The sequence below is a fragment of the Paenibacillus sediminis genome (genome assembly GCF_017873765.1).
GTDB lineage: Bacteria > Bacillota > Bacilli > Paenibacillales > Paenibacillaceae > Paenibacillus_AG > Paenibacillus_AG sediminis.
In genome coordinates this window covers 192440-216432 of the sequence record NZ_JAGGKP010000005.1, presented here as the reverse complement: position 1 = coordinate 216432, position 23993 = coordinate 192440, and the positions used below count along the sequence as shown (strand labels likewise).

The 23993-nt window shown below is 40.6% G+C and carries 22 protein-coding genes, 2 pseudogenes and 1 CRISPR repeat array; of the genes and pseudogenes, 1 reads left to right on the top strand and 23 read right to left on the bottom strand.

What is annotated here, in order from left to right:
• Nucleotides 1-67 precede the first annotated feature (67 nt).
• From J2Z20_RS12070 to J2Z20_RS11975, 21 genes and pseudogenes are all read right to left on the bottom strand, one after another.
• On the bottom strand, nt 68-433 hold the full coding sequence (locus J2Z20_RS12070; protein ID WP_209850283.1) for a Dna2/Cas4 domain-containing protein: 366 nt from the start codon (nt 431-433) through the stop codon (nt 68-70).
• Nucleotides 434-475: 42 nt separating this feature from the next.
• Nucleotides 476-2692, bottom strand: a complete 2217-nt coding sequence (cas3, locus tag J2Z20_RS12065; RefSeq protein ID WP_209850280.1) for a CRISPR-associated helicase Cas3' — start codon at nt 2690-2692, stop codon at nt 476-478.
• A 60-nt stretch (nt 2693-2752) separates the two neighbouring features.
• The gene (cas5b, locus tag J2Z20_RS12060; protein ID WP_209850278.1) at nt 2753-3448 is read right to left on the bottom strand and encodes a type I-B CRISPR-associated protein Cas5b; all 696 of its coding nucleotides are present in this window, start codon (nt 3446-3448) and stop codon (nt 2753-2755) included.
• Complete coding sequence (gene cas7i, locus J2Z20_RS12055) at nt 3448-4341, bottom strand: type I-B CRISPR-associated protein Cas7/Cst2/DevR (RefSeq protein ID WP_209850274.1); 894 nt, start codon at nt 4339-4341, stop codon at nt 3448-3450. The genes cas5b and cas7i overlap by 1 nt, the downstream gene beginning before the upstream one ends.
• On the bottom strand, nt 4334-6157 hold the full coding sequence (locus tag J2Z20_RS12050; protein WP_209850272.1) for a hypothetical protein: 1824 nt from the start codon (nt 6155-6157) through the stop codon (nt 4334-4336). The genes cas7i and J2Z20_RS12050 overlap by 8 nt, the downstream gene beginning before the upstream one ends.
• Nucleotides 6154-6900 (bottom strand): CRISPR-associated endoribonuclease Cas6, encoded by a 747-nt coding sequence (gene cas6 / locus J2Z20_RS12045; RefSeq protein WP_209850268.1) that lies wholly within the window; start codon nt 6898-6900, stop codon nt 6154-6156. The genes J2Z20_RS12050 and cas6 overlap by 4 nt, the downstream gene beginning before the upstream one ends.
• A gap of 245 nt (nt 6901-7145) precedes the next feature.
• Nucleotides 7146-7635: a CRISPR direct-repeat array (repeat unit 29 nt; unit sequence CTTTATATCCCACTACGTTCATATAAAAC).
• Nucleotides 7636-7650: 15 nt separating this feature from the next.
• Complete coding sequence (locus J2Z20_RS12040) at nt 7651-8589, bottom strand: Ig domain protein group 2 domain protein (RefSeq protein ID WP_209850265.1); 939 nt, start codon at nt 8587-8589, stop codon at nt 7651-7653.
• A 5-nt stretch (nt 8590-8594) separates the two neighbouring features.
• A complete protein-coding gene (locus J2Z20_RS12035; RefSeq protein ID WP_209850261.1) occupies nt 8595-9533 on the bottom strand; it encodes a stalk domain-containing protein in 939 nt (312 codons plus the stop codon).
• A 228-nt stretch (nt 9534-9761) separates the two neighbouring features.
• Entirely contained in the window at nt 9762-9932 is a 171-nt protein-coding gene (locus tag J2Z20_RS12030; RefSeq protein WP_209850258.1) for a hypothetical protein, read from the bottom strand.
• Nucleotides 9933-10330: 398 nt separating this feature from the next.
• Nucleotides 10331-10643 (bottom strand): annotated as a pseudogene (locus J2Z20_RS18365) (hypothetical protein); the annotation flags it as partial.
• Nucleotides 10644-10934: 291 nt separating this feature from the next.
• On the bottom strand, nt 10935-14327 hold the full coding sequence (locus tag J2Z20_RS12025; protein ID WP_245252281.1) for a DUF5704 domain-containing protein: 3393 nt from the start codon (nt 14325-14327) through the stop codon (nt 10935-10937).
• 5 nt (nt 14328-14332) lie between these two features.
• The gene (locus J2Z20_RS12020) at nt 14333-15574 is read right to left on the bottom strand and encodes an S-layer homology domain-containing protein (RefSeq protein ID WP_209850256.1); all 1242 of its coding nucleotides are present in this window, start codon (nt 15572-15574) and stop codon (nt 14333-14335) included.
• A gap of 371 nt (nt 15575-15945) precedes the next feature.
• A complete protein-coding gene (locus J2Z20_RS12015; protein ID WP_209850253.1) occupies nt 15946-16308 on the bottom strand; it encodes an arsenate reductase family protein in 363 nt (120 codons plus the stop codon).
• Nucleotides 16301-17272, bottom strand: coding sequence for an RluA family pseudouridine synthase (locus J2Z20_RS12010; protein WP_209850250.1), 972 nt, complete (start codon nt 17270-17272; stop codon nt 16301-16303). The genes J2Z20_RS12015 and J2Z20_RS12010 overlap by 8 nt, the downstream gene beginning before the upstream one ends.
• Nucleotides 17265-17837 carry a cob(I)yrinic acid a,c-diamide adenosyltransferase gene (locus J2Z20_RS12005; RefSeq protein WP_209850246.1) on the bottom strand — a complete coding sequence of 191 codons (573 nt, stop codon included), beginning with the start codon at nt 17835-17837 and terminating at the stop codon, nt 17265-17267. The genes J2Z20_RS12010 and J2Z20_RS12005 overlap by 8 nt, the downstream gene beginning before the upstream one ends.
• 16 nt (nt 17838-17853) lie before the next feature.
• Nucleotides 17854-18096 (bottom strand): hypothetical protein, encoded by a 243-nt coding sequence (locus tag J2Z20_RS12000; protein WP_209850242.1) that lies wholly within the window; start codon nt 18094-18096, stop codon nt 17854-17856.
• 307 nt (nt 18097-18403) lie between these two features.
• On the bottom strand, nt 18404-18616 hold the full coding sequence (locus tag J2Z20_RS11995) for an aspartyl-phosphate phosphatase Spo0E family protein (RefSeq protein ID WP_342454306.1): 213 nt from the start codon (nt 18614-18616) through the stop codon (nt 18404-18406).
• 162 nt (nt 18617-18778) lie between these two features.
• Entirely contained in the window at nt 18779-19990 is a 1212-nt protein-coding gene (locus tag J2Z20_RS11990; protein ID WP_209850236.1) for an aminotransferase class I/II-fold pyridoxal phosphate-dependent enzyme, read from the bottom strand.
• Between the two features lie 13 nt (nt 19991-20003).
• Complete coding sequence (locus tag J2Z20_RS11985) at nt 20004-20504, bottom strand: Lrp/AsnC family transcriptional regulator (RefSeq protein WP_209850233.1); 501 nt, start codon at nt 20502-20504, stop codon at nt 20004-20006.
• A gap of 188 nt (nt 20505-20692) precedes the next feature.
• The gene (locus J2Z20_RS11980) at nt 20693-21076 is read right to left on the bottom strand and encodes a spore coat protein (RefSeq protein ID WP_342454304.1); all 384 of its coding nucleotides are present in this window, start codon (nt 21074-21076) and stop codon (nt 20693-20695) included.
• Nucleotides 21077-21112: 36 nt separating this feature from the next.
• The gene (locus J2Z20_RS11975; protein WP_209850230.1) at nt 21113-21340 is read right to left on the bottom strand and encodes a hypothetical protein; all 228 of its coding nucleotides are present in this window, start codon (nt 21338-21340) and stop codon (nt 21113-21115) included.
• A 266-nt stretch (nt 21341-21606) separates the two neighbouring features.
• On the opposite strand from J2Z20_RS11975, the pseudogene J2Z20_RS11970 reads away from it, so the two are divergent.
• A pseudogene (locus J2Z20_RS11970) lies at nt 21607-21969 on the top strand (NAD(P)/FAD-dependent oxidoreductase); the annotation flags it as partial.
• Between the two features lie 78 nt (nt 21970-22047).
• Here the strand turns inward: J2Z20_RS11970 and J2Z20_RS11965 are convergent.
• On the bottom strand, nt 22048-23253 hold the full coding sequence (locus J2Z20_RS11965; protein WP_209850224.1) for an MFS transporter: 1206 nt from the start codon (nt 23251-23253) through the stop codon (nt 22048-22050).
• A 76-nt stretch (nt 23254-23329) separates the two neighbouring features.
• Entirely contained in the window at nt 23330-23932 is a 603-nt protein-coding gene (locus tag J2Z20_RS11960) for a hypothetical protein (RefSeq protein WP_209850221.1), read from the bottom strand.
• Nucleotides 23933-23993 lie beyond the last annotated feature (61 nt).

Below are 23993 nucleotides of genomic sequence, written 5' to 3'. Positions count from 1 at the left end.
CGTCTTTGTTTTGGCATAGTAGATCCGCTCCTAATTGTATTGATTTCATTCTACTAGCCCCTATTTTTTATGTCCAACTAAGTGTAGACGATCCATCAGTCGTCTTTTTTTCCTTCGGATAGCTAAGCAAACCTTTCTTTTCAATTCCGCGTTCTTTGAGTAAGTATAGATAGTACATCATTTGCAGTCGGTCGGCATATTCCATACGACTGCTTATTTTCACTTCACGAATCCATTCATCTTCCACTGCATCGACAACCGCATCTTCTGTAATATTCCATTCCTTATCTAAGCGTCCATAGGCCTGCTCGTGTAAGACAGCACCTTCTGTAACTCGATCGTTCCCCTGTTCTAAGCCTAATCCTCGATTGAACAGCCACAGTTTACGCCTGCATATTGCATAATAGTTCATTTCAATTCCCCGGATAGACATAATCTCGTCCCCTCCGACACCGTTTAGTAGTAGTCGTACCTCTTAAATAATAGATAACACAGACTTTTTCATTTCCAGGCCTGTCTCCTCGCTGTATTCACAATTCACAAAGTAATGTCCCTTAATGAGTGGAAACTCCGAAAGTAATCCCTCTTTTTTCCCTTTCCATTCATTAACTCCCACAGTATATTTCTCGATTGCTTGTCTCGCTTTACGTTTCTCAGACTTGGTTGTAGCTTGCTTCCATCTTTCAAGAGCTTCTTCAATCTCTGAATGACCAGCATATTGTATTGGAACAGCCTGCACTTCTTGAATATCTCTAAGCAAATCTTGAGCATCTTGCTTTTTGATTTCATACATAGGTCTATTTTTTAATTGGGATAACGTTTTATCGAATACCTCTTTAAATGATGAATCCTTCAACTGTTCCTCATCATAAAGCTCTTGAATCATGGAGTGTTTAATCGATTCCAGCAAAATCCCTTGATCATGCCCTTTTATAAGTGCAAGACTTCGATCATAGATCTCCTTGTGATAAACGGAGCCGACTCCCGATACGTCATCTGTATATACATGAATATTCACCTGATCGACGGGTTTCTTTCCTTTCCGGTTGCATCTTCCATATCGCTGGAACTGACTATCCAGTGTGGACATTTCGGTATATAACACGTCAAAGTCAATGTCCAGACTCGCTTCCACAAGCTGAGTTGTAACCCATATACCTGCTTTTTCACCCTGATTAAAAGAAAGGAGTTCCTGTTCTAGATTGGAACGATCCCCTCTTGTGAATCGAGAATGCAACAATTTGACGTTATCCTTGCGCTCACGAAGTTTTAAAAATACTTCTTTGGCACGATTTACTGTATTGCAAATGACTAACACTTTTTGGTTAAGACCGACCTCACTTATTTTATCGATTTCAGCTTCATCTAATATCGAACGAGCCTCAATAGAAACATGATGTCGCTGTACGCTGTCATCAATAAATTCACTATAATGAAGCGGTAGAGCTGATGATGCAAGTTCTCTCTGAAGAGCCTTATAATAAAAATCAGGCAATGTTGCCGTCATAATCATAAAGGAGCTGCCCATATCATCGATGAGCGTCATTGCACGCACGAGCAAAGCTGCGATTCGAGGATCATAGGCTTGCAATTCATCAATAATAATCTTCGCCCCCGCGACCGTAGCATATTCCTTTTCAAAACCTAGATAAAAAAATGGGAATTTTAATATTTGATCAATCGTGGAAATAACCAGCTTATTAGCATATTCTCGTGATTGGGCATGCATTTTTTCCAGAGCTTCATCGTTGCCTTCATGCTGATCGTAGAGATAATCCAGACTAGTAGAATGCAACAGTCCTGTCGCTTCCTCTCCTTGATTGGTTTGTCTTGAGAATCCAATGTTATCCGCACTTGTAATTCGATCGTACATCGCATTAATGCTTACCCGTAGAGGTAACGTGAAAAATCCTTTTTTCTCACCGAGCCATAACAACCCCGCTTCTGTCTTTCCCATTCCGGTTTGAGCTACGACTACAAGGTGACTATCTTGATGGGACTCGGTAAACTGTTGCAGCTTATTTTTATGTCCTCTATAGTTCTTGTCTATAAACTGAGTCACGTACTCAGAGACATTCATGTCGGAAGCAAGTTCGATAGGCACATGGGCACTTGCCGCATGATCCAGCCTGTGCAATAAGCCTTTAATCATCACATATCTCTTGAAAAGTTCTCCCTCACTTTCACGAATTCGGTTATTTAACCCGATCGTATTCAGTTTGCTTATACTAGATTTGGAGTCAATTGAAATCCCTAGTTCACGTTCGATATGCTCCCAATGAGGAAGTAAATTTGCTTTATAGTTCGCTAAAACTTGATCAACTTCCGGCGGAACATTTCTTTCATGGTGGTACGCCACGGCTTGGAACAATATTCTTTTCTCATCCTTATCCAGTCCGAGCTCCTTATCTGGAATGGCCATAACCGATAAATAATTGTGCTGGACGTTATAGGAGGAAGCTGCCTCTAATAACTCTTCTTCGAGAACTGAACGTATTTTGTTTTGAAATACCGTATCGTATTTGCCCACATCGTGATATTGAACAGCTATTCGTAAAAGCTCCCAATCTCTTTCATTCATTGACCTGAGCGCTGATTGATAATATTTTTTTAGCATGTCATAACGCGTTAGCAGTTCGTTAGTATGCTCCTCAATCGTTTCTACCGGAAATGATTTGGCATAAAATATCATCATAACTCCCCCTTTTCGAAAAAAGAGAAGAAGTCCGATTCGACCTCTTCTCTTCATTTATTAATTCGCAAACAACACAGCATCTCCATGTGAGTCTAACCACATGTCATCTTCAACTGCCAGCGGGGCACCTGTTTGTACATAACCAACATGAAGCTTGTCCCACACTCGAACCCCCTTAACGATTCGGTATGTCCAGTTGAGTTTATAAGGAAAATGTGCGACATCGCCTAGTAGCCTGACTGGAACATACGCATTATTTTTCAAAATAATGTCTTCTTCACACAGTTCCAAATCGACAATCTCACTTTCATCTACCCTTACAAGATCTTCCCATCGTCCAAGACTAAGATGTGTAGAATGGTTTTGTAATCGTTGAGATATTTCCTCCATGACAGCGTCATCCGCATGTACATGAATGATCAGCTTCACATCGTACAACATATGACTATAGATAGGCATTGTCGTAATATGTTCCATCTCACGTTCGATACCTAATCCGTCTGCAGTCAGTGCAAATTCTTCCGTTTTATCGGTTTTAAAGAAATAATGTGTCTGATAGTCAGTCAGGATCGTATCATATCTTCCTTGTACGCTGATCCTCATTGGGATTAACGAAGTAGCTCCTAGGAGTGCATGCAGCATCCCCTTCACTGTTGAGTGAGGCGGAAGCGGATATGTCTCAGCAACTTTAAATGCGAACGGCTTCTTATAGCAAGCGGATTGCTGGTACAGTTTAAGACGTAGCGCTTTCATTACACACGATCTCCGTAATATGCAGTAATCTCATCTTTAACAGCCGCGAAGAAATTTTCAACTGAACCTGCTCGTTCACCGAGCAAGTCTCTTAAGGCACTTTCATTTCCAAATGTACCTGATACATATCCAATTCGTGTAGCATCAGCAATGGTCTGTCCAGCAAACGTCGTTGTCATCGCATCTTCAATCGATCGAACGTTGATGTTCCAAGCCTTCGTCTGTGTCTCAAGCTGAATACGGCCGAGGAAGAATGGATTAGCAACCGGATAAACACCGCCAACGACAAATAACGGAGACAGACTCTCTTGACGGCCGCGAATATTGCGATTGAGCAGTTTGATGATGTCTAGAAATTGGTGCATTCGCTCCGTGCGTTCCTCATTTGAAAGATTAACTTCCCCGTCACGACCCACTTTGTCCAAATCTACAGTTATCGTATATGTATAAAAACTCTCATGCTGCTCTATGTTAGCTAGATTAGGTGTCTCATTGATCCGTTCGGCGAACCCCATATTGTTAAGAAACTCCATATCACTACGGTATGGTTCTAGAGATACGGCATGAGATAATCGAGCGACAGCTGGACGTTTTTGCGATTTCTTTCCTGTTTTCAAATAACCGAATAAGTCCATTTCTACTGAGTCTTGAATCGACACGTCTTCTCTAAACTGCAAAGTTCCTTTTGTCTTATCGACAGTATCGAGGTTCCAGCCGAACCATTCGTTGCCGAGTCTCACGATGTCATAGCGCAAGCTTTGCCGGGAAGCAAAGGTGAATACATCTCCATTCCCACGGTGAATTTTCTTCAGTTCCGATATATTAGCAATACCCTCGCCGTAGTTTAATGAATTTGCACGAAATATAACAGTAAAAGATAACGCTTTACTCATGGATAACAGCCTCCTCTTTTTTCGATTCATCTTGACCTAATAGACCTGCAATAAATGCACTGGCAATGGTTTCAAAATCAAGCCCGTTTTCTTTGAAAGAATCAAGAAATACAGATGAAATAGTCAAGTCCTTCCCATCTTCCTTCTTGGATGTATTAGCAGACATGTACACTCGGAACAACGTATCCATAAATTCGGCTTTATTGCCGGCTTTGGTTGCGTTCAGCAATCGATAGGCAATACTTTCAATTTTCTTACGATTACTCGCCCGGTAGGTCTCTCCATCTTCGGTCCGTCGATTCCCTCCCATGTATTGACGTAAAGTTACACCTTGGTAGTAGACATGAGAGATGGTTTTGTCATAGTTACCCATTGAATCCACTCCTTTTCCCGCTTCTATAATTCGTTTACGCGCTACAGTCGCATGATAAGCCCCTTCTGCATGGAATGAGTTATCGATAGCTTCGCGTAAGTATTCAAACACAATTTGCTTCGGGTCTAGTCCTTTAAGTACAGTTCGCAAAAACTTGTCACGTAAATTGGAATGAAACAACAGCGTTAATGTTTTTCCATATTTACTTAGAAATGTTGCCAAATAAAGGGGCATGTGATAATAATCTAGCAGCGTCTTTTTAGATTGATAGTCCGAGTGGAATTCAATATAGAAATAACCGCTTTGTTGTTTTTGTCCCTTATCTATCGATTCACTAAGTAGACCTACAATGGCTTCTTCGAAAGTACTTCCTCCCATACGCTTCGTATGGTAGCTGTTGTTATCTCTAACAATTTCGATGAAGGAGTTCTGAGATAGAACAAGTCCAAAGAATCTGAAATTTTCGTTTGCCTGCTCTGTTCCTAACCTCCTGTTATAAGAAGTCATACCTAATGGACTTAGTAGTAAGATCAACCTTGCTATAGAGCTTATTGGGACAGGGTAACTATTGTCAAAATCCCAGCTGAAATTCACTGCTTTTTCACGTGATAGGGCAAGTGGCGAGAAAACCTTTTCTTCATAGGACTGTGTAGCCATTAACCCATCAATAAAAGCACATGGAAATATTTCATTGGAAAAGTATTGATGTACTTCTTCCATACTGCTCATTTTCTTTATAACTTTGAACCAATCCTTAAATGGTGGATAGTCATTATGCTCATCTAGATAAGAAATAAGTTGTTGGACATCTGTTGTAGATTGAAGTTGTTCATAAAATTCTAACTCCAATTTCGCAGGTAGCACAAAATCCTTGTTTATCTGTTCAATGTGCTCTTGAATCGTTTTCGAATTAAATACTGGTTGAAGGATTGATGCTTGTCCAAAGAAAGGGGAAAGGATCATCGCTTTAACATAGTTAATAGTTAACTTCTCTTCGATGAATGGTGTGGACATAATCTTCTTGTATCGTTCAATTGATTCTGACACTAGATTTATTTCTGCTTCGCTGTTAATATTTTTTAATGATTCAACTACTTCGGCTAGCTGGTGCTGTTCTTTGGAATCAGCGAAGTACTTTTCCACCTTTTTCAACTGCTCATTCATGATTTTACGAACTTCCGCCGCATGCGATTTTATTCGATCTGGATGAGAGTTTAGCTGTTTAACAAACCACTGCATACGCCCTACATCACGGTTGACGATGCTGTATGTTTTTATTAAATAGTAGATGTACTTTTCAGAGAGAGTGTCTAGATGACTAGACGTGAGCTTAACGCCTGACTTATCCATAAGTTCGCGGTCATCTTCAAAGAGTCGAGTCAGTCCAATAAGCCCTGCAGATATCATCCAATCTTCCGCAGCAATATGAACGGCTGCTGTCATGTCAATGTTCCCTCCTCCCGTTCGTATTCCAGAAGTCCATATCCCTGAGACACTCTCTTACCAATCCCTGAGTAGTATAGGATCTGTAAATCTTCTGGATGACCTATTAGTTTAAATGTACCTCGGTAGGCCGTGAAGTATAAATAAGAGTTCTTTTGTGAAGCCGTTTGCTGAAGGAACACTGAGTTCTGCTCTTTCACTACAGTTTTCTGGTATGAAATGGGCTTAACTTGTATAGTTTGAAACGGATCACGACCGGTTAATTCACGAATTCGTAATGATGCATAGTAGTTGAATTCTTTTTCATAAGATGCGTCCTCGGGGTGAACAGGCTTACCCTCTTGGGATTCGATTAAAATAGGAGACAAGGTAGAAAAGTAGACGGTATTACTAGTAATAGTCGCTTCCTTTAACATTTTCATGCTTACACGCTTCCACGTTTCACCAGCTGTTGTGTAGGTATGAAGCTGCTGAAGGCCATTAAAAAGGTTAAGCATAAACTCCATATCATGCGATCCGATGGTAATGGTTAGTTCTTTTAAATGAATTTCGTCTTCGAGGTATGTAAAGTCTCGTAGATAGGTAGCTGTGCTGAATGGTTTCATTGAGTGGCGGTTAACCTCATAAAGTTGCTTATAATATTGTTCGTTAGAGCGGCGCAAAGCTTCCTTTATTAAGCTCAATACGACCATTCTGTAGCCCAATGGGAGTCTGTTTACTCTGTAAGATACAGATAATCTCATTCATTCACCTCCATTATGATTTTTATTATTAGAATCTATTAATTCCAAAATATCACATCATATGACAATTTACAATATATTGAAATGGTTGTTTTTTCTTATTATAAACAAACGTATTGGACAATAGTTTGTCAGGGAACGAATGTTCTGTCCGCATCTATTAAAAAAGATGACATTGATTGTGTCATCTTTCTAATTAGTCCCACAATGTTCAGATTTTCAGTCCAAGATAATAAAAATCATAATTTTATATCCCACTACGTTCATATAAAACGCACGCTGCCATCTTCCATATACCATGAGTAATCATACTTTATATCCCACTACGTTCATATAAAACTTTAGCACGATAGGGAAGCGGGGGTATGTGCATATCTTCTTTATATCCCACTACGTTCATATAAAACAAGGAGATGTCAGCATGAATCTTGATCGTTTTGAACACTTTATATCCCACTACGTTCATATAAAACTTCTAACTCAAGGACCGTTCGCGGTTCTTTTTGTTCTTTATATCCCACTACGTTCATATAAAACGCAAGCAATCCGTCACCTGCGCAAATAGTTCCTATAAGCTTTATATCCCACTACGTTCATATAAAACTTGGCTATCGGGTCATTAACTTAAAGGGGCTTAAGAACTTTATATCCCACTACGTTCATATAAAACAAATGATATGAGTCAATTACAAGTTTTCAATTTTACCTTTATATCCCACTACGTTCATATAAAATCCTAAAATTAGGTTATCAAAAAATTATTGATACAACAAGGAAATCGTCACTTTTTTTGTTCTGATTTTGAACCCATTTTGCATTGAGGCGGCAATGCTGAAATAAGCAGTAATTAACAAAATGCTGAAATCCTTTCCCGCACAAGGCATTCAGATTTTCGACAATTTTTTCATCTCCCGAAATGATACTTCCACTGGGGGGACTCCCTGTCGTAGATTTTTTAAAACCAACATAATCATAATTAGCGTCAGCCGGAGGGACAAAGTCATACAGTTTACCTACTGTCATTTCTTGATCAGTAATTGCAGGGAAGATCGTTAAAGGTTGTCCATCTGTTGTAAAGTATTTGACGTTTAGCCGAGTTGCTAGTTCGATCTTAAAGAGAACTGGCCAGTAAATACGATATGCTTCAACTCCTGCAGCACAATTGCTACATGTATCTTTAATATCTTCTGGAGTAGCAGCATCTAATAGTGCATTAACAGTAATGTCTATAGTAGATGTATCTGTTCCGATTCCTTGTTTACTTAAATTAGTAATATTACTGTCATTAGTTCCTGTACTTATAGCACCTTGATAATCAGAATATGACTCTGAACGTGATTCACTAAAATAAATATCATTAGCTTGACTGTGGACATATATCGAAGCATCTATACTTTTAATTTTCCGCCCAGGAAATCGAAAATTGTAAGTAAATGTTGCATCGCCATGCATCCCCTTATTAGGTTGTTTACCTCCATCTGTTACCCAAACACCCGCTGTATTTTTCCACATATCAAAATACATCAAACCCACGAAATATCTATAATTTGCTTCTTGATAGTATTTCAATGGTGTAATAGCCCCTGCTTTTGCTACTGGTACAAATGCAGGGAATGATTGAATTATAATGATAATTGCTAGAAATAAGATGCTTAATCTACCTAAAAAATTTATTCGATTACGCTTCATTTTTATCATCTCCAAGGATTTTCCATTAAAGGAATATAATCCACTGAACCATAAGCAAATCCTATATAAGTAATATCTTTTAAAGATATATCCATTTTAACTTTATCACCGTAATAAACTTCATCAGCTGTAGAAGAAATAAGATAGAAATATGTGGTTGTTCCATCACCGTTCCTAACACTCATATCAGCTTTAGCATAACGAAACCGAGTATCACCATATTTAGTAACATAAAAAAGATTACCAGGCGAACGAGTAGTCGCTTTTGCACGAAGTGTTAAATAAGATGCTGTTGTTTTTTGATCTATATAAGTGTCTATGTCATAAATATCCCTAACAAAAGAAACTGGAAGATCTGATTTTTTAAAGAACATTATTTTTTCGTAAGGCTTATCAAATGTATTCTTTAAAAGCTCAGGATTAAGAGTAAACCATTTCTTATATGGCTCAACATCAACCCCTTTAAAACCAATATCCTCCAATTTTGGAGCATCCTTTTTACCGATCCATACCCAGCGTCCAACAGCATCCCAATCTACGTTCTCACCAAGTGCTTCGCTTACTAATCGAAGTGGGACAAAGGTACGGTTTTGTTTAAGTTCAATTTTAGTGTCGTATGTTTTGGTTTGACCGTTAATAACCGCTGTAGCTTGTCCGATAGTTAATTCTACCGAGCTTTCCCCTTTTTGAATCGTAACCTTGGATTTATTCCACGATACTTTAGCACCCAATGCTTCGGATACAAATCGAATAGGTACCTTAACTCTCTCACTAGAATCTTGGTAAGGTTTGGCATCAGGGAAAGCAATTTTTCTAGCATTAAGAAGAACTTCTATTTGTTTTTGATTACCTTTACTTGCTGCAGCAGTAGCCGTTCCGGAAGAACCCGCAATCGTGCTAACTGCCAATACCCCTGTCATTACGAACATAAGTAATTTTTTCATCTAAATTCCACTCTCCTTAGTGTCTTTTCATTCGATTAGCTAACATTTTGCGGTAAGTAACTAGGGATAGCCAAACCAACATTAAAACGACTAAGATCCCTCCACCAATACTAAAAAATATTTTCATGGCATCACCCCTTTCCAAGTTGTATGCATAATTGAATTTGGTTATAATAAAGATAAAGAAGGGAAGGGACGAGGCTAATTCGCCCCTGCCCGAGAAGGATGTTACCTATCGTTTGGACGCGTTGGGGAATCATCCTTTTTTCTTTTGTTAGGCTTTATTAGGTCCTTCAAAAGTTTTTGGATCTCGGTCCATTCTTTAAGTGCTGCTTTAACAGCAGTCAGAATAGCCCCGATTATTCCCAACACCGCTAAAACGGATTGTAGTTTATCCATTCTCGCCACCTCCCTTCTCGAAAGAAGTGAAGGGATAGTGTCCCTTCTGTATCCCTACTATAAGCAAATACAGAATCATACTTATTTAACTAGGCGGCCGGTGTGCTTGCCGCTTGGCACAAGATTATCAGACCGAATTAACACCATTTGAGATACTTCGCACGTAGTTAACTGGAGGCTCCGCAAAGCGCTGTTAAGCGCTACCGGAGTAGTTGAACTTGGTTGTCAAAAGGAAACTGGAATACCGTGAGGACGGAGTCCGAGGATATGCCGCGGAAAACTTTTGATAACCACAAGTGCCCTAATAAGCTGAGCACACGCGGCAAGCGCCATAATAGGCCGCAAGCTTCCGGCAATCGCCGGAAGGTATCCATGCTTTTTAAATGTCGTTAGATATTTTAATTCGTGCAGCTTCTAGGAAAATAACCGTTCTCAGCTGCTTCTTTTTCACTTGAATCCTAGAGCGTAGTTTTTGTATATCTTATCCCCGATGGGAACTCCCTGTATAAAAGCCATAACGCCAATATCATTTAGGGTATTGTTCCATTCTTCCTGATCTATCGTTGGAAGTGTAAAGGTATATGTTATTCCGTATCGGCGCGCGTATTCATTGTGGAGGTTAATATAATATTCCAGGTTACTCTGAATCACATTAACAATCGTACTTCGACGAACTTGTTCAAATGTGTTTGGATCTTGTAGTAAAGGTATCAGCCAATGATGAAGAGTAACCCCAACGAAAGATCGGCTGCGTAAAGAAGGTGTTCACAGATCTCCTTCGAACTGGACTATACACCAAGAACTACTTCAAAAAGAAAGCGAACGAATCTATAGTTGCCGGTAAAAATGATTCTGGAGGTTATCAATATTGGAATTTTATATCCCACTACGTAAAGATAAATTCTCGCATATTAGTACGGTGTTAATGAACTAAATAAATATCCAACAAAATCTCACCATAATCCATCTACATAACGTAAAGTTCAAATATAAACAGACGAATCAATGCGGAACTTGTGAACTAAAATCATCTCGGCTCGATTTGTCAGCATGGTAGAACGCAACGTCTCCATCTAGCAAGTTAAAAGTGTTGCCGAACGAATCTTGAATAGTTCGTTTAAAGCCCTCCATTTGCCACTGATTCATAAGCGGTGCGTGAATATACTGCAAATGCGGGTTAGTAGCATCCCCATTTTGAACCGTTTCAATGTTGAAGTTCACGATGATATAGCCATTTTTCAAAAAAATTGGTGATTTGTCGTCTAATCCCCCATTCGTTCTTCCGTACTCTGCCAAGTTGGTACCTGCTGCCACTGCGTACACATCTGCTGGCAAACTATATTCTCCATACCATTTTTGAATCGAAGCTAATGCACGGTCGGGATCAACGCCGGCAGGTATATTCGTTTTTGGACCAATGAAAGTACGAATTTGCTCTGGAAGCATTAAGGCACTGTAGCTGCCGACGATGGTCTTCTCTTTTGAAATTTTGTTCTTGAACTCATTCACAAACTGTGAACGGTTCAAATAGCCAACGACTGGGTAGTGATCATACTTGAACTGTGCCGCATCCGTTAACTCGACCTCTGGCACATTGCGCAGCCGCTCATTTAAAATGACGTACCGCTGAACCTTATCCTCTTTCGAGCCGATTTTAACGAAATTTTGAGTACTTGAATGATAATACAAATCTACTGCCTTACGAGTCTTGCCATCTTTGCTCACAAAATAAAAGGATGGCGTGATGCGGATAGAATCGTTCTTTCCGAACATATTACCTTTTGTTTTCAAATCAAATTTAAAGTGATAGCCTGTTTTGATTGCCACATTCTTAAATCCTTGCTGCGGATGACTCCCAGGACGAATGGGAAGCACAAACGGTATAGTGTTCCCTCTTGGCACTCCGTCAATCCCGTTTAGTCCTGTCCAATATGAATTACCTATTGGCGTACTGCTCCCCTTGGATGTTCGGAACACCGTCTCCCAGTTATAATCGGCAATATCCGTAATGTGAAAATCATAAACTCTGCCAATCACTTCAACGGAAACTTCATCCGTGGACACGTGATTCGCTAAATTCAGGTTAGCATCCGGTTGTGTTGTGAAGCCTGCTGGGGCATTTTCGGCTATCGTTCGGAAGTAGACCTGATAATCTCCTTCGTCTACCCAAACAGGTAGATAGAAAGTTGTATCTAGTTGATTCACTGGTATGTCAATCCAAGTATTTTTCGGGATGAATTGCGTTTTACTCAGATTGTAAACATCGAATGGGAAATAAACCTGTTTTGTACGTACATACTTAGCATAATCTCTATTACCGTAGCCTGGATAATTTGCATGCTGACCGCTTGTCGGAATTCGTACAGTAAACGGTCTATCCAAAATCAACGCTGAGCGGTTCATGTTTGGTTTTGTCTTCTGGTTATGAGGTTGATCGTCTGATACGGAAGCATAGGTGACTACTGGAGTATGTACGGTGACAGTGTTGATATTATAGATCGGAAAGCTCTGATCGGATCCACCATTGATATTCCCATTCATCAATCCGTAAGAAATTGTGCCTAAGCTAGGGGTGTCTTTTTTGTTCACTTTGGAGCTGCTGATTATATTTCCGGGACTATAAAGAACATTACTTCCTATTGGAGTCGGTGCTGGTATTTGACTTGGTGTTGGACCATCTTGATCTGCTGTACTTCCATTCATGATAGTGGCACCATTAAAAGTAAGAGTATCATTGTTAACTTTCACCTTTGGGACCTTAGGTTCAGCATACGGTGTAAAATCCTCATCTGTTATGTCTGGACGTGATGTCCCTCCTGTTTTTGTCTCAGGTGGCGCCGTTACTTCCACGTTATCTGGTGTTACTAAACCACCGTTAGTTGAAGCAGAGTAATATGGAGGACTGTATCCTGACGGTGTAAGTACAATTCCGCCGTTCGGTAGTGCATAGTTTACTAAAGAAGCCTCGTCAATCTTATTTACTTGTAATTCGTTAATTTTCCAGAAAGAATAAGGCCGTTCAATAGTTACTTCCTTTGTGACTTCTTGAGTATCAGTTTGAGGATCTGGAACCGTTTGAGGCTTACCATCTGGTCCTGTTATTGTTTTTTTCGGATCCCACTTCAACGTATATGTTTTGGTGACTGGTACAGTAAATGTACAGGCACCTTGCATCTGGACGAATTTATCTTTATATAGATAGTTCCTTGCAAGAACGTTGCCGTACAAACTTTCAGAAGTCGGAATACCTAAACCTACGTCAAATTTTTCACTCCCACGATTATCTGCTTTGATAACCGCAGTTGCGACTGGGTCAGTGTAACTGCCTAACACTTCTGTACCCGAAGGGGAAGGATCGGTACATGATACTCCGGGACCATTACCTCCACCATTGCCCCCACCATTACCTCCACCATTACAGTTAGGGTCTCCAGGAAGACATTGTGGTGTGTCTCCTACCGTGACTGTTGCCGATCCAACAAGCCAATATAATCCGCTTTTCCACTCGGCAGTAATCTTTGCTGTGCCTTTGCCGACCGCTGTAACATTACCACTAGAATCTACTGTGGCTACTGATTTTTTATCGGAACTCCATTTCGTTTCAGCTCTTATGGAAATATCAACCCAACTATTAGGATCAGCTTGTGTCTGATCAAATTGTTTTGTTAAAACCTCTGCTTTAAAATATTTTGAATCTCCAACATTCATAACAGAGTCTTCCTTGACACGTATTTCTTTTGTTTCTATCGCAGTACCCGTCCAGTATAAATTCATATCAACAGGATACATTGCCCCATACTTCTGACATCCATTAGATTTTTTAATACCAAGAGGCCAGATACGGTTTGCTGTGAAAGAACTACCTGTTTTAACATTGATTACAATGAATACATTGTTAACGACTTGAATAGAACCGTTGGATTTGTAGGCTATCCCTTCATTTACAAACTCGGATTTTTCTGGAACAATAGTCATATCTTGAATAGATGTACTTGGCAACTTATTACCGTTACTGTCTATAAAACTATTAGTGTTCCCATTTTTCCCAAGCCCGTAATCTGTCATGTTAATTTTATCAATTACATCATGATCTTTAGGAACTGGATTATCACAATCATCACCTGCATTTGGAGTATTATAATGCTGAGTACCATCATTTCGGTCTGCTTGCCAGCTTCCATCATTCAATTGATACCAATAAACCCCTGGTTTTGCTGGCGCTACTAAGGTTACAGGCTTAGTTACAGTTTGTTTTTGAACTGGTCCAGATGGACTTACCTTTGCATCACTTGGATATATATTTCCAGCAGCGTTACCCGTAGAAAGTATCAATGAAGACATAATGTAATAAATCATTAAATTAGAAAATAGAATTTTTTTCTTCATCGATTTCATTTCTATTAAAAATCTCCTCCCAAGATAATTTCAGCACTTGTACCATCTTCTGCATTGACTTGGTAGACGGATGAAATTGCTCCCGCACGTAACTTATTATCAATTGATGTTTGCGCCCAAAAGCGTGTTTCTTTACCTTTAGAAAAAAATGACGGATCTCCATTGAAAGGAAGAGATTTGTAACCGTAAGTCGTAGTGACATTTCCACCAATTCTATTCCCTGCATATAATCTACTAAAACCACCGTTACTGAAATGTTCTTGCACAAAATTTTGTGTAACCGGAATAACAGATACGTCTATAAAAACATGATATTGGTCATTAACATATGGTAATTTTGAAGTTTTATCAATAAACATCGGGCCATAAATACTGTTAATGTCATTCCATGCTTTCACATTCATAACAATAAGATGGTGAAGCTGAACTTTACCGGCGCCATAACGAAGCAAAATATTCTTCCCTAAAATGTCTTTTAATTCATATTTAGGATCAACATATTTATAAGGAGTTACGGTTGTAAGATTGGTTCCAGTTGTTCCTACTTCTCTAAGTTCTTTTAGACCTCTAAAATCTTGTGCTTGCTTGTTCTGTACAGACTCAAAACGTTGCAAGATTACCGCCGCTTCTGCTCTTGTCGTCACGTTATTGGGTCCAAATGTTCCGTCAGGATAACCACCTAACAGACCTGTTCCTAAAACAGTGGAAACATAGGAATAATCAGACTTAGATAAACCGCCTTTGTAATACTCCACTACGGGAATAAGTGTGTCTTTAGTATCATCCAATGCTTGTTTAAAGTCGGCATCCTTAGCAGCTAGACCAGACGCCAACCATTTAGACATTTCTCTTCTTGTTAATGGAGTACTTGGACTAAACCCAGTAGGATAGTCTTTAGTAGAGATAAAGCCCATACTAATTGCTCTATTCACTTCTTGTTCGCTCCAGTGTCCTTTTAAGTCCGAAAATGTAGATCCGTTGTTTGATACTTCAGAATTTGTAGATGCCCTTGCAAGTAATGCTGCAAATTCTGCTCTTGTAACAGTGGCATTTGGTTTAAATGTTCCGTCAGCATACCCTTTGAAATATCCCTTTGTTACAGCAGAATCAATAGCTTCCTTTGCCCAATATGTACTAGGAACATCTTTGAAATTACTAATACCAGTTGCAGAGGCTGATCCCTTAATATTGAACATCAGACCTAACATCATAACGCTAATTAAAAAATTAAAAACTACCTTTTTCACATCAATTCACTCCTCTAGTATTTGAGTAAGCTCTTCTACTATGTGATTTACAGATACTTAATAGCCCTTACAAAATCCCTCCTGACGCTAAATATATTCATAGCATCACCACCTTTCACGTGATATGAAAAACAAAAAAAAGCCTTGAACCAATCCACGGGAAAGTTGCTTCGTTGTTCGTGAGGCACTCTTCCCTATAGATGCGGCATCAAGACATGCTTTGTCTTAGATTCTATGATTGTGTGAGCAACAATGTAATTGTTTGTTCTATTATGTAAAATTTTCTCAATTTTATATCATTTTTCATGTTTATTCAATAGTTTTACCATAAAATAGGGGGCGTTCGTCTTTAACGAACACCCCTCATATGTTTATTTACCCCAGACTTCTTCATATTGGTCCTCTTTGAAACCTACCGTGACATGCGTACCGTCGGTTACAATTGGACGTTTCATTAATCTGCCGTTGGAAGCGAGCAATTTGATTTGTTCCTCTCGGGACATCTTTGGAAGCTTGTCCTTTAGCTGAAGCTCCTTATATACTTCCCCGCTAGTGTTGAAGAACTTTTTCAAATCAAGTCCGCTCTTCTCAATAAGCTCTGTTAATTCTTTCTCGCTTGGCGGATTATCGAAAATGTGCTGCAAATCCAGATCATGCCCTTTAGACTCAAGCCATTTTACAGCATTACGGCAAGTACCGCATTTGGGGTATTGATATATTTTGAGCTTACTCACTCTTGTTGTCCTCCTTCTGCAGACGCTCCTTAAGCTGTATCATATCTGATGGGAGCGGTGCCTGAAATGTCATATACTCACCGCTAATTGGATGTGTAAAGGCTAGCTCGGCCGCATGTAGCGCTTGCCGCTCTATACTTTGGTCTAGCTCATCCATTTTCTTCGCTAACTCTTCAGGGAGCTCTGCCTTATTGGTCAGTTGATACATTTTATCACCGATCAGTGGACATCCGATATGTGTCATATGAACGCGTATTTGGTGAGTACGACCGCTTTCCAAAATAAGCTGAACCAGTGACCCGTACTTATAATGCTCTAATACTTCATAATGAGTTAGAGCCGAATATCCAGTAGGCGTCACGATTCTGCGATGCGGCTCCAAAGGATCTCTGTCAATAGGTCCATCAACACTTCCTTTGGGAGGTACAGGACTGCCATGAACGAGAGCCAAATACTTTTTGTTCACAAGCCCTGCAATAAGCTGCTCTGAAATGTGCTGGTGTACGTATGGGTTTTTAGCTACAGCTAGTACGCCAGATGTTTCTTGATCCAGCCTATGTACTGGACGGAAACGATACTGCTCACCGCGCTGCTGCCAATAATATACGACTCCGTTCGCAAGTGTGTCCGTATAGTGGCCATGTGTCGGATGAACGATGATGCCCGCTTGTTTGTTAATGATGAGCAGAGCATCGTCTTCGTACAATATATCAAACGGTATTGGCTGAGGCAAAATATCGTCGGACGTTTCTTTTTCCATCCGTATGGCTACGACATCTCCAGCTTTCACCTTAACACTGATATACACTCTCTCTCCATTCAAAGTAATCCCTTGTTCTGTCAATTTCAAACGTGACATTAATTTGCGAGATACTTGGAGTCGTTTTTGGAGAATGGTCTTAAGCAGGAAGCCATCCTCCTCTGGTTTTACTACATATTCAATAGGATCGTAATAGTTATTCATCACTTTTGCGAAACACCTTTTTGCTCCGTATATATTCAATATCTGGAATGCCTTCTCTGACATTTGCTGTCCGAGCGATGACGAAGAAATAATCCGAGAGCCTATTCAAATAGCGGCGTACATCAGGGTTAATTTCAGTTATTTTGCTTAAAGTAACAGTACGGCGCTCTGCACGGCGACATACTGTACGGCATACATGAAGCGTTGAAGAAATGATGCTTCCACCAGGAAGAATAAATCGCTCGATTTCCGGATTTTCTTCTTCATATTGATCAATCCACTGCTCAAGCCGCTCTACCATTTCCGCTTTCACTTTAAATTTATTTTCACTTAATTTCGTAAACGCTAAATCCGCCCCGCAGTCAAAAAGCTCATGCTGAATTTCAAGCAAATTGTCCTTCATATCCGCAAAACGTTCATCTTGCATATAGCTGATGACTTGACCGACAAAGCTGTTCAGCTCATCAATCGTGCCATATGCCTCAACGCGGACATCGTCTTTACTCACTCGTCCTCCAATGACTGAGGTTTGACCCTCATCGCCAGTTCGTGTGTAAACTTTCATGGGTGATCTCCTCCTTTTATTTACTCTCCGATTCACTTTGGAAAAGATTAGATTCACGATTAATTTGATCAATCACGCTCGTAAGCCCTTGTTCCCCCGATGTATGAATTGTTTGGCAAGGAAAATTAGGAACCGATTGTACAGGATTTACTTCATGATGAGTAACGATGTAAATACCTTCCCTCGCGAGTCCTGCTGCGTAACGAAGTGTAAATTCACTCTTCCCGCTGCCTATTCCTCCCGTTACCATAATCAGCACAGACTATCACCTCGTAACTCTTAATATAACATAGTTTACCCACCTAAATCCTCCCTAAGCTTATGCTTCCGATGTTAGTTTCCCTCTGGGAAACTTTCAGGAGGACCCCACAGGGCTACGCCCTCTGGACTCCCGAAAGGTTGGCTGAAGTGCTCTACTTCGTGCTTCTACTGTTACTATTCTGCTATGAGTCGCTTTCGTCCACCTGCTTTGCTTCGCAAAGGGCGGTGGACACGCTCTACTTCAGCGTAATAAAACACAAAAAAATAGAAGGTCCTGACAAGGACCTTCCTTCTACAAATCTTTATTATATTCTTTTCTTGCCCGAATATTTCATATACTCATTGATCTTAAGATCAAGAAGACTGCTTATCTCGATGACAATATCAGAAGTGAACGACTTTTCTTGAAGAAAAGTAATTTCCATCTTCTGCCGCAATAGCTGAATCTCATCTTCCAAGGAAACCACCCGCGCTCTATCTTTCGCTTTGGTTAACCATTTATTCGTGCGTTCGGCAATATACTCACCAGAGTATGTTGGTAAATCATAGTCAACAGAATACAAATGTATTCCCTCCCTGGAAATTTTTATCTCTTGACTCCCAAATCGAAATTATATCATACCCGGTTTATTATATATTAGCCAATTGTGAACATTTTGTAAACTTTTACAAAAAATATTTTATCCCTCTATTTTTACCTTTTGAACAAAATTGCCGATACGGTCGAGCGCAGCATGAAGTTGAGACACTGAAGTAGCGTATGAGCATCTCAGAAATCCTTCTCCGCCAAGACCGAATACATTTCCTGGGACAGCAGCTACTTTCCCTTCGGTAAGCAGTCTCTGAGCGAACTCTTCGGAAGTAAGTCCCGTTGACTGGATACTAGGAAAGGCATAGAAGGCGCCTTGAGGCTCATGACAATCCAGGCCAATTTCACGGAAACCGTGCACAATAAGTCTTCGGCGTTGATTATATGACTCTATCATTCGGTCCTTCTCTTCCATACCGTTCGTCAGTGCTTCGAGGGCAGCAATCTGTCCCATAATCGGAGCACACATTACGGTGTACTGATGAATTTTAAGAATGGCTGAGATTAACTCCGGATGTGCACACATATAACCAATTCGCCATCCTGTCATCGCAAAAGCTTTGGAAAATCCGCTTACGAGAATTGTCCGATCTTTCATTCCAGGGATGGACGCAAAACTGACATGTTTATCGTTATAAGTTAATTCGGCGTATATTTCATCCGAAATGACGATTAAATCGTGTTTTTCTACCACTTTAGCAATCGGAAGCCAGTCCTCGTATGTCATCGTTGCGCCCGTTGGGTTACTTGGATAACAAAGAATGAGAACTTTAGATTTTGGCGTAATCTTTGACTCAAGCGCTTCTGCGGTTAATTTAAACTGATCTTTCGCAAAAGTCTCGATCCCAACCGGTATACCTCCTCCAATCATCGTAATTGGGGAATAGGAAATATACGAAGGTTCCGGAATGAGAATTTCATCGCCTGGTGTAATGAGCGCACGCAGACTTAGATCAATAGCTTCACTTCCGCCGACGGTAACAATAATTTGATCCCTTGGATCATACGAGACATGAAAGCTGCTGTCTAAATAATTCGATATTGCTTCTCTAAGCTCCGGTATTCCGGCGTTGGACGTATAGGTTGTAAAACCACGCTCCAAAGAATATACGCACGCTTCCCTTACATGCCAAGGCGTTACAAAGTCGGGTTCACCGACGCCAAGCGTAATGATGTCTTTATTGCCGCTCACCAAATCAAAAAATTTCCGAATGCCAGATGGCGGAATTTGCCTTACAAGCGGTGCCAAATAAGATTGCATGGACTTGTTTTTACTCTCGATTTGCTCTTCATTCATGATCATAGACCTTCATCCTTTACGGCGAGATCAAGAGGCGTTGATCATTCTCGTTATCCTCGAATATAATCCCGTCTTGTTTGTATTTTTTGAGAATAAAATGTGTTTTAGTAGACAGCACTGAATCAATGGTCGAAAGCTTCTCCGAGACAAAGCTGGCGACTTCCTTCAACGTATGGCCATCAACTTCAACTAGCAAATCGTACGCACCCGACATGAGGTATACTGATTTGACTTGAGGATACAAATAAATTCTTTCTGCAATCCCTTCAAATCCACGCCCTCGTTCAGGTGTAATTTGTACTTCAATTAGCGCTGTTACTTTCTCATCATCAACCTTACTCCAGTTGACCACCGTGGCATACTTGACGATGATATGATCCTCTTCAAGTTCGGTGATCGCTTCGGTCACTTCCTCTGTCGTTACGCCAAGCAATGTTGCAAGCAGCTCAGGGCTGCGTCTGGCGTCCTCTTTTAAAAGGTCAAGCACTTTCAGTTTGAGTTCACTTAATTGTTTCATACGTCATCCTCCAGCGCTATTCCCACAAGGCCATGTGACTACACGTTAATTATGTACGCGCGAGTGGAAACGAGTTTAATCATTATATTACAATAATTTGACGGTTCTGCAAACAAAAAAACCGCCACCTTTGAACGTTTTTTTCGTCCAGGTGGCGGTTGTATAAATTTAACTGCTGCATTCCAGTTTTAAATGTAGTACGGCGCCTGAGGTGGAACATTTGGATGATGCACGGATACAGATGGATAAGGTTGACCCAAGTAAAGATTGCCCGTTTTTTGCATCACTAGTTGATGGCATTGCATCTGCGTATTTTGCGCATCTCTTAATTGTTTGTCAATCTCTTGGCGTAGCGCTGGTGATGCTGCAGTATACATGTTTGCATTCGTCATTAGCTGGTATAAATCCCCTTGTATACGCATCGTATCTTGAATCAAATTGTTGAACGTTTGGCGGACCGATTGGCAGTTTGCTTCAGTTGCCGCGGTTGTATATTCACGAACAGTTCTTTTTAAATCGGCTAAAATCGTGTACAGCAAATCTTGATCCGGCAAGAATGATTGTTGATACACACATATTCCTCCTTCATTACGGTCTGTTTTGTCTATTTACTGAGGCATCGTAGGCGCCATTTGTTGATGCTGCTGTAGACATTGAATCAGCGACTGCATATGTTGCTCGTGCGAACGAATGTAACGAAGACAAGCTTGTTGAATCGTTGGATTTTGCGTCATTGCCGCTGTCGCTGCATTTTGCTTCATTAACAAATCTTCATTTGAGATAGAGTCCACAATATACATTAATTCTTTTCCCGTTAAAGGCTGCAAAGCTGGCATATAATGTTGCCCTCCCTTAAATATGTAACATTCGAGTGTAGTATAACGCCTGAATGTGGTTATTATGCAAATATCATAAATGAAGGCTCTCTTAAGAAACGATACCTAGCTATCCACAGCTAGATAAGGACATCCATTGTGATTGTCTAGTCATTGGCGGAGGGATGAGCGACGCGCTCACTTCATACATGCTCTCTAGATACAAAAGCAGTCAGATGCCAGTTTGAAGACGATGGGGTCTTCGTCCATACAGATCACCAGATCAGCGCATTGTTATCGGAGGGTTGGATGAGGACGCGACTGATTCGCTGCATCGTGAAGCAAGAATATATAGCAGGACCGAGAAATTGCTTGAAGAAATTAAAAATCTTTTCCCTTCGTTCTCACAAGTGAAAGCCGCATATCGCTGGGGAGCGCTGTTCGCTTCCACGGAAGACGGCTTGCCGCTTATTGGCGAACATCCAGACTATCCGCATTGTTATTTTATTGAAGGGTATGGTGGAAACAGAACCGTCTACTCGATGATCGGCGCTGATTTAATCACAGACACAATAAAAGGCATACATCGACCAGAATTAGAACTTTTCTCTTTCACTCGTACATCCAAGCCCATCTCCAACTTTGGCTAACCAATTGCATTAATTACGCACAAAAAAAGCGGTAATGCGCTGCTTCTCACAGACGCGCTTACCGCATTTTTATGAACATCATGCCGCTTTAGTTTCATGTCCTAAAAGTCTTCGCATGACAATCCAATTGAAAATTGGCGTCGCTCCTAAAACAATCATCAGCCAAGTGATCGTTGTCTGGCTTTCATGAATAGACAGCACCCCGATAAAAATAAGAATGCCTACGATTCGGCCAACCATTAAACTAAGTTCCCTAAGCACGACAAGTTCTACACGCAAATCAACGCTATGCTCGCTCGTACCCATCAAATCAAAAACAGAGGAAACCATAGGAATCGTATATAAAGGGACAAAAATAGAAGTGCCAATCCCCAAAAAGAGCAGTGTCCCATAGTTCACTTTCCATAGGAGCGGCAATATAACGAGCAGAAGACAAATGCTGCCCGCAATCATTCCAAGAGAACGATTTCTCTTCTTAAACCACTTTCCTGCAGCCCAATAGCTAATTAACGCTACAAGCGATGTAATGAGCGAGAATTGACCCAGCTTCATTTCATTTGTCGTAGCAATGTACACTAACAAATTAATAAGAAAAGCGAAAACTCCTTCACGAATGCCTTGAAAAGCAAGTCCAGGTACCGCTTGACGCCACGGATTCCCTTTATTCCTTATCTGTTTCAGCGGTTCACTCCACGAGTATACACCGCTCACTTCTCTCTTTTTCAGAAAAAAACTAAGTACCACACCAATGCCATAGATGACGAGCGATACGGTAAATATAAATCGATAACCCCGTTCACCATGCATGGTAGATATAATCCATCCCGACAACCAAGGTCCGACAATTCCCGTAGCCGACCCAATGAGTCCGGTCCAGCCATTAAATAAATCTCGGTTGCTCGAATCCGTAACTTCAAAATATACGACATTAAAAGCTAGCCAGAACAGTCCTAAAGCTGCCCCAAGGAGTAAGCCCAGCGGCCAAATAAAATGTACCGTGTCTTTCCCGGCCCAGAGGACGATCAGATAGAATAGTCCGGTTAGCGCGGTGCCAACACGCAGCGCATTCATTTTATTATGTTCCTTAACCCACTTACCAGCAATCCAGAACGTAAGGCCAAGAAATAATTGCTGACTAAACGTGAACCAACCGATCATCGCGAAGTCTGGCTTGGTCTTCCACAAATAGACGTTAAGAAATGTACCCGATAAAGCGCCTGCGAGTACGAATAACCCATCTACACCCAGCAAAAGTATGGACTGTCCATTAAGCGAACTTTTCATCCTCCGCCCCCTTTGGTATAGTCTCATCACATCTTTGTATAAGATGCCCCAAAGGAGGTGGAAGCATGTCTATTTTTTAGTTTGCAGATTTGTTTAACGTCTGAATGAAGCGAAGACGATCGTCTTCAGAGAGCTTATGGCTCACGTGAAAGCATCCAGAACAGACATATACGTCTAAGGTATAAGGAGGTTTTAAAAGCGGTACGTTTAACGATGCAGGTACTACACTGTTATAATGATCTCCGGTCACGGTTTGATGGCCGGCAAGCAGCATATATTCTCTGCAATGCGGACACTCTGGAATTTCTTCTTGTGAATCTAATATTTGCTCGATAGACTCTTCGTACTCTAGAAGTTCTTCTCCGTTCTCAATGTATGAATCTAATTTACGGATAACGGAGAGATCGTCAGCGTTGTCTCGTTCCCAGAAAGGATTTTTGAGCAGATCTCGATTATTATGGTCATGGTCATGAGCATGTTCATGTAGATCATGGTCATGTTCATTGTAATCATCTTCTGTCATTTCATCGGTATTTTCATCGTCCGGACGATCGATCTGTACATTAATTGTACGGTAACCTTTCAGCTCATTGCCACAGTGTGGACATACCTCTTCAGGGCCGATTTCTTCATCCCACACAATTTCAGTTTGACACCATGGGCAAACGGTTGTTTCCATATTCATCTATTCCTTTCATCTATACAAACTTACATTTTATTTAAGTAAATAACCCCTGCAG